Annotated in this window: 13 protein-coding genes; 4 read left to right on the forward strand and 9 right to left on the reverse strand. The window is 44.8% G+C overall.

Annotation, left to right across the window (positions count from 1 at the left end; genetic code table 11):
• Nucleotides 1–25: 25 nt before the first annotated feature.
• Together OCU38_RS12965 and OCU38_RS12970 are read right to left on the reverse strand one after the other, a co-directional pair.
• Complete coding sequence (locus OCU38_RS12965; protein WP_261824667.1) at nucleotides 26–934, reverse strand: aldo/keto reductase; 909 nt, start codon at nucleotides 932–934, stop codon at nucleotides 26–28.
• A gap of 155 nt (nucleotides 935–1,089) precedes the next feature.
• Nucleotides 1,090–1,800: a hypothetical protein gene (locus tag OCU38_RS12970; RefSeq protein ID WP_261824668.1), complete on the reverse strand. Its 711-nt coding sequence runs from the start codon at nucleotides 1,798–1,800 to the stop codon at nucleotides 1,090–1,092.
• Between the two features lie 158 nt (nucleotides 1,801–1,958).
• On the opposite strand from OCU38_RS12970, the gene OCU38_RS12975 reads away from it, so the two are divergent.
• Nucleotides 1,959–4,019: an alpha-amylase gene (locus OCU38_RS12975; protein WP_261824984.1), complete on the forward strand. Its 2,061-nt coding sequence runs from the start codon at nucleotides 1,959–1,961 to the stop codon at nucleotides 4,017–4,019.
• A gap of 88 nt (nucleotides 4,020–4,107) precedes the next feature.
• Here the strand turns inward: OCU38_RS12975 and OCU38_RS12980 are convergent, their stop codons facing one another.
• On the reverse strand, nucleotides 4,108–4,878 hold the full coding sequence (locus OCU38_RS12980) for a siderophore-interacting protein (protein WP_261824669.1): 771 nt from the start codon (nucleotides 4,876–4,878) through the stop codon (nucleotides 4,108–4,110).
• A 257-nt stretch (nucleotides 4,879–5,135) separates the two neighbouring features.
• Here OCU38_RS12980 and OCU38_RS12985 point away from each other — a divergent pair, with 257 nt between their 5' ends.
• Entirely contained in the window at nucleotides 5,136–5,390 is a 255-nt protein-coding gene (locus tag OCU38_RS12985; protein ID WP_261824670.1) for a hypothetical protein, read from the forward strand.
• Nucleotides 5,391–5,400: 10 nt separating this feature from the next.
• Complete coding sequence (locus OCU38_RS12990) at nucleotides 5,401–5,739, forward strand: DUF1971 domain-containing protein (protein ID WP_023405183.1); 339 nt, start codon at nucleotides 5,401–5,403, stop codon at nucleotides 5,737–5,739.
• A gap of 71 nt (nucleotides 5,740–5,810) precedes the next feature.
• On the opposite strand, the gene OCU38_RS12995 is transcribed toward OCU38_RS12990, so the two are convergent.
• Both OCU38_RS12995 and OCU38_RS13000 read right to left on the reverse strand, forming a co-directional pair.
• Nucleotides 5,811–6,269: a YHS domain-containing (seleno)protein gene (locus OCU38_RS12995; protein WP_315972568.1), complete on the reverse strand. Its 459-nt coding sequence runs from the start codon at nucleotides 6,267–6,269 to the stop codon at nucleotides 5,811–5,813.
• Nucleotides 6,270–6,364: 95 nt separating this feature from the next.
• Entirely contained in the window at nucleotides 6,365–7,579 is a 1,215-nt protein-coding gene (locus OCU38_RS13000) for an MFS transporter (RefSeq protein ID WP_261824671.1), read from the reverse strand.
• 115 nt (nucleotides 7,580–7,694) lie between these two features.
• Here OCU38_RS13000 and soxR point away from each other — a divergent pair, with 115 nt between their 5' ends.
• Nucleotides 7,695–8,138: a redox-sensitive transcriptional activator SoxR gene (gene soxR / locus OCU38_RS13005; protein ID WP_261824672.1), complete on the forward strand. Its 444-nt coding sequence runs from the start codon at nucleotides 7,695–7,697 to the stop codon at nucleotides 8,136–8,138.
• A 7-nt stretch (nucleotides 8,139–8,145) separates the two neighbouring features.
• Here the strand turns inward: soxR and OCU38_RS13010 are convergent, their stop codons facing one another.
• The 4 genes from OCU38_RS13010 to cobN form a co-directional block, all read right to left on the reverse strand.
• Nucleotides 8,146–9,357 (reverse strand): IS256 family transposase, encoded by a 1,212-nt coding sequence (locus tag OCU38_RS13010; protein WP_261822543.1) that lies wholly within the window; start codon nucleotides 9,355–9,357, stop codon nucleotides 8,146–8,148.
• A 244-nt stretch (nucleotides 9,358–9,601) separates the two neighbouring features.
• Nucleotides 9,602–9,898: a DUF2149 domain-containing protein gene (locus OCU38_RS13015; protein ID WP_261824673.1), complete on the reverse strand. Its 297-nt coding sequence runs from the start codon at nucleotides 9,896–9,898 to the stop codon at nucleotides 9,602–9,604.
• 1 nt (nucleotide 9,899) lies between these two features.
• Nucleotides 9,900–10,367: a MotA/TolQ/ExbB proton channel family protein gene (locus tag OCU38_RS13020; protein ID WP_261824674.1), complete on the reverse strand. Its 468-nt coding sequence runs from the start codon at nucleotides 10,365–10,367 to the stop codon at nucleotides 9,900–9,902.
• Between the two features lie 4 nt (nucleotides 10,368–10,371).
• Nucleotides 10,372–14,211: a cobaltochelatase subunit CobN gene (gene cobN / locus OCU38_RS13025; protein ID WP_261824675.1), complete on the reverse strand. Its 3,840-nt coding sequence runs from the start codon at nucleotides 14,209–14,211 to the stop codon at nucleotides 10,372–10,374.
• Between the last annotated feature and the right edge of the window lie 2 nt (nucleotides 14,212–14,213).

Raw genomic sequence — 14,213 nt, forward strand, 5'->3', positions numbered from 1 at the left:
AAGTATTTTGCTTTTTATGTTTTGTCTATGGCACACCATGGCCTTTCGACGCTACCCACACTCGATACCATTGTTCGTTGGTCATATCCAGTTTAAGTGCCTCTACCGCTGAGGTTACGCGCTCTATCTTGCCTGAACCGATAATTGGCAGTGGTTTTGATGGCAGTTTTCTGACCCAAGCGTAAATCACTTGATCAATACTGCATGCCCCTAACTCTTCTTTTAATGCTTCTAGTTCGCCTCGAACGCGCTGTGCTTGCTCGGTATCACCACCAAAAATAGCGCCACCTGCTAGACACGACCATGCCATAGGGCGAGTGCGTAAGGTTTGCATGAGATCGAGTGTGCCGTCATCGGCGACATCAAAGTTTAATGGGTTAATTTCAACTTGGTTGGTCACCAAAGGCACATCTAGGCGCGATTGCAGTAACTCAAAGCCGCGCGGAGTAAAGTTTGATACGCCAAAATGCGAAACCTTACCTGACGCTTTTAAAGTTGCAAAAGCTTGCGCCACTTCATCTGCGTCCATCAAGGCATCTGCGCGGTGGAGCAACAATACATCGATATTGTCCACTTGCAGGTTACGCAGCGAGTTCTCTACCGAAGCGATGATGTGTTGCTGTGATGAGTTGTAGTGATTGATTTTGCGTTGCGGGGTTTTGTCGCCGCAGAGCATGATATTGCACTTAGTGACAATTTGAATTTGCTGGCGAATGCTTTTATCTAATGCCAGTGCTTCACCAAACAAGCGCTCACACTCGTAGTTGCCATAGATATCAGCGTGATCGACGGTGGTTACGCCTAGCTCTACGTGCTGACGCAAAAATGCAAGACGTTGCTCTGGGGTCATATGCCAATCAGCAACACGCCAATATCCTTGTACTAACTCTGATAACTGCGGTCCCTGTGGGGCGAGAATCACTTTCTGTACCATTAACTACTCCAAGTTTTTGTCGGTCGAGTAAGTCATCATCCTATGTGCTGGGTTGGCATTGCTCAATTAGCGAGTATTTAAATTGCGCCGCTAAAGCTTAAAACTGCGAGACTCGGCACACATTGCAGGGCAAGGCATAACCGTTTATCGCCTTGTTAGTGAGAATTGAATGTTTGCTTTGTGAGCGAATAGACCAGTTGAATGCCGTTTTTATCACTTGTCCATTGTACAAAGCGTTGCCGGTCGGCAGTTTGCCACAGCAATACTCTTGGCTCACTGGCTCGATATTGCTGCAAAAGCTGCTGGACTTGTTTATCAACCAAATTAGCTGGGGTTTTGCTTAATGCTTTTTCTATATTCAGTGACTCACCCCCTAGCTCAATATTGACCAACTGAAAGCCATCGCTTCTTAAACCCAATTGCAACTGATTAAAGTGCACCAAACTAAAGTCACTGCTTAATGTCAGGACGGGGCTGAGTGGGGGGCTGTGATTGCTCGCAAATGATACTAGTGCATACATAGGCGTTCGGTGTATCACTATTTGATCCCTGCAAAATAGTGGCGCATTATTTTCGCCGTCATCTGCGGCATCATCTTCCGCACAATCAAACCAATCACCCGATTGAGCAAACTCTTTTGCTGACCACAGCGCAAATTGTGACGAAATAAAAGGCGCAAACCACAGCGGGTGAGCAGCGGCAAAAAGTTTAGTGGGCAACAGAGCCAACAGCATCAATCCACCAACTAAAAGCCACTTTTTCCAAGGCATCATATCTGTGATCTCTGCGACATAAGGTGTTGAAGAATCAAATAAAACATAGTGCTTACTGTACTCCATTAGCTTTGCGCAGTTGATGATCTGCACTGCAAATTCCCATCAAGCTATTTGAGCTACATGCTGAGTTTGGTCATTCTAAAGTGAGTTTATTTACGACCAAGGGAACCTTTATGACGATAAGAAAAAGCCTCGCTTATAGCGCCGTACTCAGCTCTTTTACTTTAAATGCACTTACTTTAAATACACTGGCTTTAAGTGCCATTACTATAAGCACGCTCGCATTAAGTACGCAGCTCGCCTACGCCGCAGGCCCGAATATCTCTATCGCCACTTCAACCACAGCGCGAGATTTCCCTCTTAGCGCCAGTGAGCCTTTGATCGTTACCTTAAATAAGAACCAATATACCTTCACGGTCACTGGATTAAACGGAGATTGTGCATCTGACTCATCGCAGAAAATACGGTTTAATACCCCGCTTGCGCTCAATTGTCATACGCAAACTGAACTGCCGTTTAATATTCGATTTTCTGGTGACTACGCCATTTTTTATGACAATCAGCAACACACTCTGCTGATCAAACGCCAACCAACACAATCGAAAAAACAAACCTTTGTCCGTCCTTTACCTAAAGTCGGTTGTGAAGTTTATAGCGATATGCCAGCACAAATTAATGTTGCGGACACGTTTGCTGACGGTACGCGCCTAAAAGAAGCCTTTAGTGGGCAAGTGGCGACAGTGAACAATGGTGTAGTGGTGTTTAACCCCACTCGCAACACGGGAAGCGTGATGCTCATTGAACAAGCCTCCCCTGCACCTCACACCGCAAAATCGTTAGATTGGCGCAATGCTAATATCTACTTTGTGATGGTAGATAGATTCAATAATGGTGATAGCAGTAATGATCATAGCTATGGGCGTCAGCAAGATGGTAAACAAGAGATTGGCACCTTTCATGGCGGTGACTTACAAGGTGTAATTAATAAACTCGATTACATTCAATCCCTTGGTACCGATGCAATTTGGCTCTCCCCTATTGTAGAGCAAGTACATGGCTTTGTGGGTGGCGGCGATAAAGGCTCTTTTCCTTTCTATGCTTATCACGGCTATTGGTCACGAGATTTCACCAAGATTGATGAAAACTTTGGTAATGACAACGACTTAAAAACATTGGTCGAGCAAGCGCACAAACGCGGCATCAAGGTAATGTTAGATGCGGTGATCAATCACCCAGGTTACGCCACCTTAGCCGATCTTGAATTTGATCACATTGATGTACTCAAAGCGGCCGCCAAAGGCCAAGATCTCACTAAATGGCAACCAAAATCAGGTAAAAACTGGCACTCCTCTCATGAGCTTATCGACTACCAGAGCCAAAATTGGTCGCAATGGTGGGGAGCAGATTGGGTGCGCTCAGGCCTGCCGGGTTACGATAAACCCGGTAGCAGTGACAAAACATTAACGCTAGCTGGGCTGCCTGATTTTAAAACCGAATCAGATAAGTTTGTCACACCGCCGCTGTGGTTGTTAGATAACCCCGGCACGCATGTAGTGGCAAAAGAGCATTATCGCGTTGCCGACTATTTAGTTGAGTGGCAAACCGACTGGGTGAAACGTTTTGGCATCGATGCTTTTCGTGTCGACACAGTAAAACACGTGGAAGGCGATGTTTGGCTAGATCTAAAAGCGCAAGCCAGTGAAAAATTAGCACAATGGCAAAAAGAGAATCAACGCCCACAGCAACCATTTTGGATGATGGGAGAAGTATGGGCGCACTCGGCTTATCGCTCACCGTATGCCGATGAGGGCTTTGACGCTCTGATTAACTTTGATATGCAAAAACAATTGGATAGAGGGGCGACCTGTTTCTCCGATATGCGTAAAACGTATGCCAATTACAGCACCGAAATTCAGCAAAATCCGGGGTATACGCCTGTTAGCTATATGTCTTCTCACGATACCGAGCTGTTCTTTTCACGCTTTAAATCTTTTGAGATGCAGCGCAATGCAGCCAACGCTTTACTGCTATCACCGGGCGCTATTCAAATTTATTATGGCGACGAAATAGCCAGAGAAATTGGCCCGTATGCGGACGATTTTCATCAAGGCACACGCTCAGATATGTTGTGGAAGCTCGATGCTCAGCGAGAGGATTTGTTAGAACACTGGCAAACACTGGGGCAATTTCGTCAGCGCCACCCAGCAATTGGCGGCGGCGTACATAAAGATCTCAAGCAGAGCAGAGGTTACGCTTTCTCTCGCACCCTCGATGATGATGCAGTGATTGTGTATTACTCAGGTAGATAACTGAAATGAATCAGCAAGCTCCCCTTACCTATGGAGTGTGTAAAATGGAGCTTGCTGGTTTAACTGTTTATAAAACTACAACCCCACGTTATTCATGCGCTTCGGCGTCTTGTTTTTTCAATACTTTATGCCCGTCTTCTGCAATGCCCTCTTTCCAATAACTGCTGATATAAATGTCATCCTTAGGGATATTTTTATCGTTTCTAAAGTATTGGCGCAGCTCACGCATAGAATCAAAATCACTCGCCACCCAAACAAAGGGAGAACCATCCAACCAAGGCAATGCTTGCACTGCTTTATTTAATGGCTCATCTGTAATCCAAGTAACTTGCATATTGCTCGGGAGCGAAAGTGTTTGAATATCGTCTTGGTGAGTCACTTTGATCACCGCATACCCTATCGCTTGCTTAGGCAATGTTTGCACCTTGGCTGATAACGCGGGCAAACCTGTCATATCCGCCACCATAAAAAACCAGTCGGCATCAGTATTAATGGGCGCGATTGCGCCCGGCCCCATCAAACTAATCTCATCGCCCACTTGCGCGGCATCGGCCCAACGAGTTGCAAAACCGCTGTCTGGGTCGTGGGTAATGTGACGCACAAAGTCGACTTCGATAGCGGCAGTCTCTGGCATGAAACGTCGAATGCTATAAGTGCGCAGAATTGGGCGAGAATCAGGGGCTATCTCAGAAATGGTATTGCCTTGCGCATCAAACAGAAACTTAACATAGCTCGCTGCGCAATCTTCAGGGAAATTAGCCAGTGCCTCGCCTTGTAACACCAGCCTTTGCATATTAGGAGAAATGCGCTGCGTACTAACAACGGTCACTCGCTTAGGTGTTGGTTTTTTTCGACTCATATTCCCTGCCTTATTTATTTGTCCTCTATTTAGATTAGAAGTGTTCACTTAAACAGGCGAGAAATTACCCTGAAAATAGAACTGTATTATCTAAATGATAATTATTTGTGTTTGCGATAACAAAACGAGATTGTCTATATGACAATGAAAATAACCCTGCGCTTGTAAGTCACTGAAATTTAAGAGTTTAATTTTTTGGCACGGCAATTGCTATGTATAAAGTATCAAATAGATAATCAAACCGATAAGAGACCATCATGTATCAGATGTTTTTAGAAAACCAAACTGCAGAGGCTTACATTGAGGAGCTTCAATGCCAATCCGCACACTGCTTCGCAAAAGAGCATAACTCTTCTGCCAGTTTGCTTTTTAAAGGCATCCAAAATGCTGTGCACTCTATCTGGTCTTCGCTGCTGAAAAATACTGTGTTGCAGGATCTCAATCAATCTCAACACTCTATCGCAAAGCAGTCTACAGTTACCTTTACATCAATCGCACCAACCGGTGTGTAGGAGAAAAATTATGAGCCATTTAAGAATCCCAAAAAACTGGACTATCCAACGTTCTACTCCATTTTTCACTAAAGACAGCGTGCCACAAGCTTTGCTTACTCATCACAACACTGCGGCAGAAGTATTTGGTCAGCTTGTTGTAATGGAAGGTACTGTAACTTACTACGGTTTTGCTGATGGTGATGCGACAGAACCTGAAGTCACTGTAGTGATCAATGCAGGTCAATTTGCAACTAGCCCACCGCAATACTGGCACCGCATTGAAATGTCTGATGATGCGCAATTCAACATCAACTTCTGGTCTGATTCAGACAAGCGTAACGAAAAAATGTTTAACGCTAAAAAATAACTGAGATTAAGAGAGGCGCGCGCCTCTCTTTTCTTTACTGCTGTTATTAAAAAATAACCGCAGAACAAGCGTTACTGCGCCAACAATGTTGGCCAGTGACCATCTGCTTTAGCAATATTATTCGGCACATCTTTCACCCATTTTGCCTGAACAGATTGGTTGTAATTAAGGTAAAGCTTGCCTTCATAAATAGACCAAGCCTGTGGATCGATCTTCGCGGTATAGCCATTACTCACCGCCCATGCACAATATCCCCCATATTGCGGAGCATATTTTTCTGGATTTGCTACAAACAAGTTTCGGTTTTCTTCAGACGAAAAATACCAAGTCGCATCCTTCCATTCATAATGATACTGATCATCCCCTTTTTGCGCCTTTTGCATCGTAAAATACGCCACGGGATCATAGCCTTTAATCGCTTTTCCAAGAAAATCGCTGTACACCGCATCCAATGCAAATACAGATCTGGCAAAAAATAACAAGCCGATTGCGATAAACATACTAATTCGAGCTGTGGCTTTCTTCTTCATGGCTGTGCCTCCTTGGCTATTTGTCTCTTATATAATAGACACGATTTATCAGAAGAAAATTTCAGCGCGATTTTTTGTGTAGTTATCAAAGATACTTAGGTAAGTGATTGATTTATTTTATGTACGTAGTGCAATCTATTGTTAAGACGCATCATCATAAAGACGGCGAACAACATAACACCAGCGGCAACAAAAAAACCGAGTTGAGTGATACCAAAATGGCTTAAAAATGCGATGCCCACATAGCTGATGCTTTGCGCTAATGTCGCAAACATCTGCAATCCGCCATCGGCTCGTCCACGTTGATCGATGCGAATACTATGATGCATCCAATTAGTACGAGCGATTCGATTTAAAGCGTTAAAGGTGCCAAATAAAAACGTGAAGACCAATATAAAGTGCGGCGATGGTGACAAACTCATTCCCACAAGCATGATGGCGGCAAGCCCCATAGAACCCATCATAATCAGTTGGTGAGAGCCTAAGCCTAGTAAACGACTGACCAATAGCCCCGTCATTAATGAACCCGTGCCAAAGGCAATGTTATAGCCGGCAAACCAATCACCAGAGATTCCCATTTCGGAAAACCAAATAGGAACCAACTTAGTTAGAAAAGTTAAGATTGGATAGCTCAGTGCTGACAGCATCAAGAACACATAGAAGTGCGGCCTTTGAGTGTATATCTCGCGACTCTCTTTCATCTGCGCGACAAAAGAAACTACCCTTGATTGACGTAATTGTCGGCGATACGGCGTCAATATATAACTGACCGTTGCAATGGCTGAGGCGCTAGCTGCAAAACAGGCAAACTCATACATGCCCCACCTTTCTAGTAACAGCACGCCTAATGCCCCTGCACCTAACGTAGCGCCTTGCATTATCACTTCTTGCTTTCCTGAAAGCGCCGCATATTCATGCTGTTCAAAATTCTCTTGGGTAAAGGCGTTATTGGCGGTCCACGCTAAGTTACTGGATGTCCAAAATACTATCTGCGCAATGGCTAACAGCCACAGAGATTCATACCCCAATCCATAAACGAGTGCGACTAAAATAGCCATGCTCGTTTGTAATACCTGCACCCATATCAATAGGTATTTCCTTGAGGTTCTATCAATCAAGGTTGAGAAAATGGGAGTCAGACAAAAAGAAAGTGCGGTACATGTCAGCGCTAATATCGCGACAAATACCCCCATGTTTGGCTCAGATAGCATAATCCAAGGGAGCGCCATCATAAATAAACCGGATGAAATGCCATCAAAGAGCCGTCCTGTCAGATAAGGTCGTGTACGATTTTTTACGGTCAATCCCATACTTATATTCCATTTATTGCTTATTTGATGCTAGGTTAATACCTCAAGTTAACTTGAGGTAAAGCGCTTTCTCATTTAATTATGCAAAAGGGCGAAACGGATACGGGGATAATTTATGGAAATGACCATTGGTGAGGTAGCAAAAAGAACTGGGGTTAAGGTCTCTACCCTGCATTTTTATGAACAAAAAGCGCTTATCTACAGTTGGCGAAATCAAGGCAATCAAAGACGTTATCATCGCAGCGTAATACGCAGAATTGCGGTAATAAAAGCGGCGCAAATAGTTGGGCTAACCTTAGATGAGATTGCAACGTCACTGGCAGATTTACCCAAACATCAAGCACCTAATCGCCAGCACTGGGAGCAAATGGCGTTAAATTGGAACGCCATGCTCGAACATCGTATTGAGCAGTTAAAAGCACTGCAAAACGATCTCGGTGGCTGTATTGGTTGCGGTTGTTTATCTATGGAATCGTGTGCGATTTATAATCCGCAAGATATTCGAGCGAAGCAATTTGCTGACAAAACCATGCTCGAGGCTGTAACAGATTCTGTGTAATTGCCATTTAGTTAATGTGCTTTTCGAGACGTTCCTCGAACTCGATAATAAACCGACTCATAGCCTGACGCCAGTTTTGAATGGGCATCGTCCATTTCTTGCTGGCGTCTTTGATCGCTAGGTATACCATTTTTGTTGCAGCCTCATCGTTTGGGAAGATCTTTCGTTTTTTTAGTGCTTTACGTATCACGCTGTTGAGAGATTCAATAGCATTAGTTGTGTAGATAGCTCTACGAATATCTTCAGGGTAGTTGAACAGCGTGTTGAGGTTCTGCCAATGATTGCGCCAGGACTTGGAGATTTGTGGATATTGACTATCCCAGGCTTCGCCAAAGCGCTCTAGCTCAAGTAAAGCCTCATCTTCTGTAGCTGAGCGATACACACGCTTTAGGTCAGCTGTGACGGCCTTATAATCTTTCCATGACACATACTTTAATGAGTTTCGTACCATATGGACGATACACAGCTGAATATGCGTTTGGGGGAAAACCGTGTTGATGGCATCGGGAAACCCCTTTAATCCATCCACACAAGCAATAAGAATGTCTTCAACACCACGTTGATTGAGCTCAGTTAAAACACTCAACCAAAATTTAGCGCCCTCGTTTTCTGCTATCCACATGCCCATGAGTTCTTTCTGACCATCAGTGTTAATACCTAGAGCGAGGAAGACCGACTTATTGATAATACGTTTGTCTTGGCGGATCTTGACCACAATACAATCGAGATAAACGATGGGATAAATGGCGTCAAGTGGCCTAGATTGCCACTCAACTATTTCTTCTATTACCGCATTTGTCACTCGTGATACGAGGCTAGGTGATATATCTGCGCCATACCATTCATCGAAAGCATTGACGATATCGCGAGTACTCATTCCTTGGGCATAGAGCCACAAGATTTTGTCATCCATAGAGGTAAATCGTGATTGGTGTTTTTTGACCAGTTTAGGTTCAAACGAGCCAAGGCGATCCCGAGGAGTATCAAGTTCAAACTCTCCATCTTCGGTTTTTACGCGTTTACTGCTCTTGCCATTGCGGTAATTATTAGACTTAGAGGGCTTATGTTTTTCGTAGCCAAGGTGCGCATCCATCTCTGCATTGAGAGCAGCCTCAACCGTTATTTTCTTCAGCATTTGGCTGAACTCAGTTAAGTCTTCAGGAGTTTTAATTCCTTTAGCAGCTTCCTTAGCGAAAGCTTCAAGTTCTTTCTTATTCATATTGCCTATCCTTAGCCTTTAAGGCTTAGTTTAGGCAATTACACAGAATTTAGGACAGTCTCCCATGCTCACTCACCCTGAAGAATGGTCAAATGAAATCGACTGAATAGCGGCATCTCTATATCACGGTTACTCCCATAAAAATACCCAGTCAATGGACTGGGTATTGGAATTACAAACACTATTAACTATTAACTATTAACTATTAACTATTAACTATTAACTATTAACTATTAACTATTAACTATTTAGGGACATACACTAAACGCCCGTCATCAAGTCGGTAGGTTTGTCCTGCAATTGTGCCTGCGCCTTCTCCAATCTCATCGCTACTTTCATAACGAGTAAGGGTTTCTCCGTCTTTAACGGTAATGCGCATGTCTTTTTCTCCTGGATTTTCCACCAAGATACTGTTGTCGGGCAACTGCGCGCCAGTGACGTTTAACATCATCAGAAACGCCATCACTACCGCAAACAGATCGACCATATTGATGATGGATAAAATAGGATCGTCCGCTTCTTCTGCTTCTAAAAATCTCATTTTATTTCACCTCTATGCGAACCATATCTTGCAACAACCAACGGCGACGTACAGTCATCACGCTAAAGGTGATACTGGCGGCAATCAACGCAAGGATAGAAGCGGAAAACGCGACGATCATCTCCTCGGCAACACGCTCTATATTGCCCTCACCCATAGCAACTAATGCAGGGCCAATGGCGATCATGGTAGTTACCAAACCCAGCATTGGGCCTGAACGACTGATAAGGCGCAGCGGTTCTAGCTCTTTAATGACTCTCAGCTCAAGGTGTCCACTAGAGTAGTTCTGCGTTTTTTGTGCGTAGCGCGCTAAACTGGAATTAAACGTCTTAGAACGCCTTTGCACCGACTCCATCATAAAGCGGCCTAGGCTATACAGAGAATAAAGTACAATCAGTAAGATCAACACCATAATCGGTTGCATAAATAGGGTTGAAAATTGATAAACAAGGGTTTCGATTTGGTTCATTAGTTTACTCTTTAAATTGTCTATGTTGGCTTAGCGCTCCAAAGGCGACACAAGCAAAAGTGAATAGAATGAGCAGCAGCAATTCAATATCTTCTGAGCTAGGTAATTCAAAGCTTTCAACTTCATTCATTACATTTCCAGATACGATTGGCGGTTGAGTAGCATTGCTTGCACTGCCTGTGATGCCAAAGCCTTTGGCTAGCTCGTTGATATACTCTTGGGTAACCTCATGTGCTTGGTGATGTTCCACCATAGGTTTGAGCGCTTCATGACGCTCAATCAGTGAACGAAGCCTTTCGTCAGACGCTTGCCAATACTCTTTACGAGCCGCCTCTAACATTCTTTCAATGATTTGCATTTGCGCGGCGGGTTGGTTTTGTTCAAACCACTCATTAAGATCAAGCTGATACTTGTCATCAATCAGCACTTCGCTTAAACGCTCCCATTGATCGTCCCGAATGGTTTCTGGGGCGGTTACCTGCCAGCCAAAAATATTATTGGTGACATCGAGCATATTTATCGCACCTGAATAGCCTTCTTTTTGCATCGCTTTAAGCCAAGTAGGGTTCATGTAGCGCGAATTTAGCTCTTCGGCTAAGAATTGACTTGCAGAAACTGTGCGACCTTCGGCTTGGCGTAAATCACTGATATATAGAGAAGGTGACTGACCTGAAACACTGCGAATAGCGCTAGAAAGTCCCCCTAAATATTCAAAAGGATGGTCCGTTGATAATACGCCGTGTAAGCGACTGGTACGGGTCATAATAGCGGTGTCCACGTTAGCAAGTTGTGAGGCAAATAGGTTGACGTCTTGCTGTTTCTCACCCCATAAACCGCCGCCATACGCGTATTGCAAACGAGTGACAAACTGCTGACCAAGCTCATCGTCGTTGTCCCATGTTTGGGACTGCACTGCTTTATGATTAACACCCGAACCGTAATCACCGGGCGCATTACTAAAAATGCGGATCGCCGATAGACGCAGTGCATCCAACTGGCTATACCCTTTTGCCCGTAACTCATCCGCGACAGAATGACTGTTTTGCGCAATGGCATTGTTATCATCAAGTTCAGCAATCTGTGCAATTACCGATGACAGTTTTTGCATAAATCCATCAAACTGATCTCGGTAGACGGATGTGGCTTGAATGACCACATCAATACGCTCACGATCAAGCTCAGCGCTAGGAATGACTTGCAACTGTTTAAGGTTGCCTCCTCGATCCCAAATAGGTTTCACGCCAAGCGCTCGTAATACTTGCGCTTCAAGCATGCCGAAATGGCGCTGGGTTTCGCCTGCCCACAAAGAGAAAGCGATCTTTTTCGGGTTCTCGCCGTTTTCCACCTGATGCGCATCTAACAGCTTTTGAAATTCTTTTTCAGACGCGGCATACGCGGCAGGACTAGGCACTTTAGCAGGATCAAATCCATACAAGTTTGTACCACTGGTCGAGCTTGGATTGCGAATAGGATCGCCACCAGAACCCGCAGTAATATAGTGACCACTTAATGCTGATAACAGCGATTCTAGCTCGCCGTTATTGGCAAGGCTTTGATAGCGCTTCTTCACCAAATCTGCATAATCCTGCATCTTCTGCGGGGCATTACTATCAATCGCATCATGGTTAATCCCATTATGCTTAATAACACCAGCAATCCACTGCGCAGGAGCGGTGGATTCTAGCCTTGATAAATCGCCGTCAAATTGTTGCCAATAGGCCGTAGCTGACGGTTCAAACTGCTCCACAAACTCATCACCCAGTTGCAATAGCAAAGTGTAAATGACTTCTTGTGCTGGCTTTTGCATCCCAAAGCTGTGCAAACCCAATGGCACTACTTCGGCGGCTAGTCGGGCAAAATGTGACTCTAATGCGCTAGTAGCTTCATCAAAATGGCTATGAATACGCTCGTCCGTTAACCCCATATCGGCGGCAATACCCAACGCCAGTATTTGTGCGGTGATTTGTTGCTGTAATTTGTCTTTTACCGCGCCATCTGGCGAGCCTAAGTAATCACCTAACATGGTATTGAGCGCTACATAATCGCCATACAAACCCGCAGGGCCAAACGATGGAGTTTGGTGGCTGATAATGGTGGCACGTCCACGTCGTTTAGCCTGTAAGGCTTCAGCGATATTGTCTTGGATGTAAGGATAAATCACCGGAATCGCACCAAGGGTCATGTACGGAAAATCACTTTCCGCTAACCCGCGAGCTTTACCCGGCGTCCACTCTTGCGAGCCGTGTGTGCCCAGATGAATTAGCGCATCAAGTTGATGACTGCGTTGCTGTTGTTGTAGCCACAAGTACACCGCTAGATACAGATGATCCGGCGGCTCTTTGGTGTTGTGAATGGCATGACCTACTGTGCCTGCACGCGGCGGCTGAGGTAGCACCCACAAATGTCCGTATTGTTTGGCAGGAAATACAAAACGTTGCTCACCATCAACCATTCGCAATGCACTGTGATTTTCAGGCGCACCCCACCATTTCACAACGAACTGCTGTTGCGCGCGTGTTAGTGAGCGGAACCATTGTTGATAGGTCTTTAAGCTGAGGCTAACAGCATAGCCTTTGTCTAAAAGATCTAATGTTGTGTCAGGTTGATAGTAACCAGACAATAGCTGTTTAGCATCGTCTATGGTTTGTTGCTCAGGTAGTTCATCAACCTGATAGCCCTGCTCTTTTAACGCAGCAGAAATATTGTGAATACTATTTGGGATATTCAAGTTTGAAGCGGAAATATTTTCTGCGCCCGCAGGTGCATTCCAATACATCAGTGCCACGATTTTCTGCGCATTAGGCTGGGTTTGCAATCGATACAAAGCTTTCACTTTGTCAAACAGCAAGTTCATTTGACCTATCAGTACTTGCTTTTTACCATCACTACTGGCTGAAACCACCAGCGGATCGCTCAGCCCCCACGCTTCTGTTGTCGACAACATCACTGAGGCTATCCCTGCATCCACGCCCTCGTCACTGTCTTGCCAATCTAGCGCACCGCCATTTCGGTAGTGCAGGGTTTGAATAACAGGTACGCCAAGTGCCGTCATCTCCTCAATGCGCGCTTTACCATTGTGCAGGTGCGTCAGATTCACCAATGCAGTTGGCTTAATGTCGCTCTTATTCCAAGGCCAATCTAAACCGTGTTTGCGCCCGTCAAACCAATAAAATACCGGGATCACATTGGCATTATTTGCCAAGCGCGTTAGGCGGTCTAAATATTCAAATTCTTGGTTAGTAAAGACGCTACGACTGATCACAAAGCCAATGATGGGTTTGTTCGCCGTCTCCTCTCGCGCAAGGCGAGAGGAAAGAGTATCGACAAAGTTGCCCTCATTATAGATAGCGCTTAATGGCACCTTCTCAGCCGCCGGAAAAGCGGTAATGCTTTTACCAGCTTGCCATTGATGTAGCATTTGAAACAGGTGAGCGTAGTTATTTTGCGTGCCGTTTTGCCAATAATCAGCGGCTTTTGCCACTAGTTCTTTATCAAGAGTAGGCGAAGCACTTTGAGTTTGGCTGCCCAGTAACATCCATGGCATAGCACTAGGCAGGTCACTGATTAACTGCTGTAAACGCATTCTGTCAGGCGTTCGCGGTGCATCCGCAATCACTAAGTCTGCATCCGATAATACTTTTGCAGACAAGGTATGCGTCGCCACAAGCTCCACCTGATTCTGTTTGGCAATTTCAGACAAGTGCTTAATTTTGTCACTAGAGACAAAATCGGTATGCAGCAATACGATCTTAGTTAAAGCATGATTAGCGGCAAAACTACTTGCACTAAAAACTAACAAGCACGCAATGCTAATAAAGCGAATGAGAAGATGTCGAGTCATCATGA

It is taken from the genome of Vibrio neonatus, assembly GCF_024346975.1.
GTDB classification, from domain to species: Bacteria; Pseudomonadota; Gammaproteobacteria; order Enterobacterales; family Vibrionaceae; genus Vibrio; species Vibrio neonatus.

What these genes read in the sequence shown, in the direction of transcription:
- OCU38_RS12990 (WP_023405183.1), top strand. Translation starts at nt 5,401, where the DNA reads ATGAGCCATTTAAGAATCCCAAAAAACTGGACTATCCAACGTTCTACT.
- soxR (WP_261824672.1), top strand. Translation starts at nt 7,695, where the DNA reads ATGGAAATGACCATTGGTGAGGTAGCAAAAAGAACTGGGGTTAAGGTC.
- OCU38_RS13015 (WP_261824673.1), bottom strand. Translation starts at nt 9,898, where the DNA reads ATGAGATTTTTAGAAGCAGAAGAAGCGGACGATCCTATTTTATCCATC.
- cobN (WP_261824675.1), bottom strand. Translation starts at nt 14,211, where the DNA reads ATGATGACTCGACATCTTCTCATTCGCTTTATTAGCATTGCGTGCTTG.
- OCU38_RS13020 (WP_261824674.1), bottom strand. Translation starts at nt 10,367, where the DNA reads ATGAACCAAATCGAAACCCTTGTTTATCAATTTTCAACCCTATTTATG.
- OCU38_RS13010 (WP_261822543.1), bottom strand. Translation starts at nt 9,357, where the DNA reads ATGAATAAGAAAGAACTTGAAGCTTTCGCTAAGGAAGCTGCTAAAGGA.
- OCU38_RS12980 (WP_261824669.1), bottom strand. Translation starts at nt 4,878, where the DNA reads ATGAGTCGAAAAAAACCAACACCTAAGCGAGTGACCGTTGTTAGTACG.
- OCU38_RS12985 (WP_261824670.1), top strand. Translation starts at nt 5,136, where the DNA reads ATGTATCAGATGTTTTTAGAAAACCAAACTGCAGAGGCTTACATTGAG.
- OCU38_RS13000 (WP_261824671.1), bottom strand. Translation starts at nt 7,579, where the DNA reads ATGGGATTGACCGTAAAAAATCGTACACGACCTTATCTGACAGGACGG.
- OCU38_RS12965 (WP_261824667.1), bottom strand. Translation starts at nt 934, where the DNA reads ATGGTACAGAAAGTGATTCTCGCCCCACAGGGACCGCAGTTATCAGAG.
- OCU38_RS12995 (WP_315972568.1), bottom strand. Translation starts at nt 6,269, where the DNA reads ATGAAGAAGAAAGCCACAGCTCGAATTAGTATGTTTATCGCAATCGGC.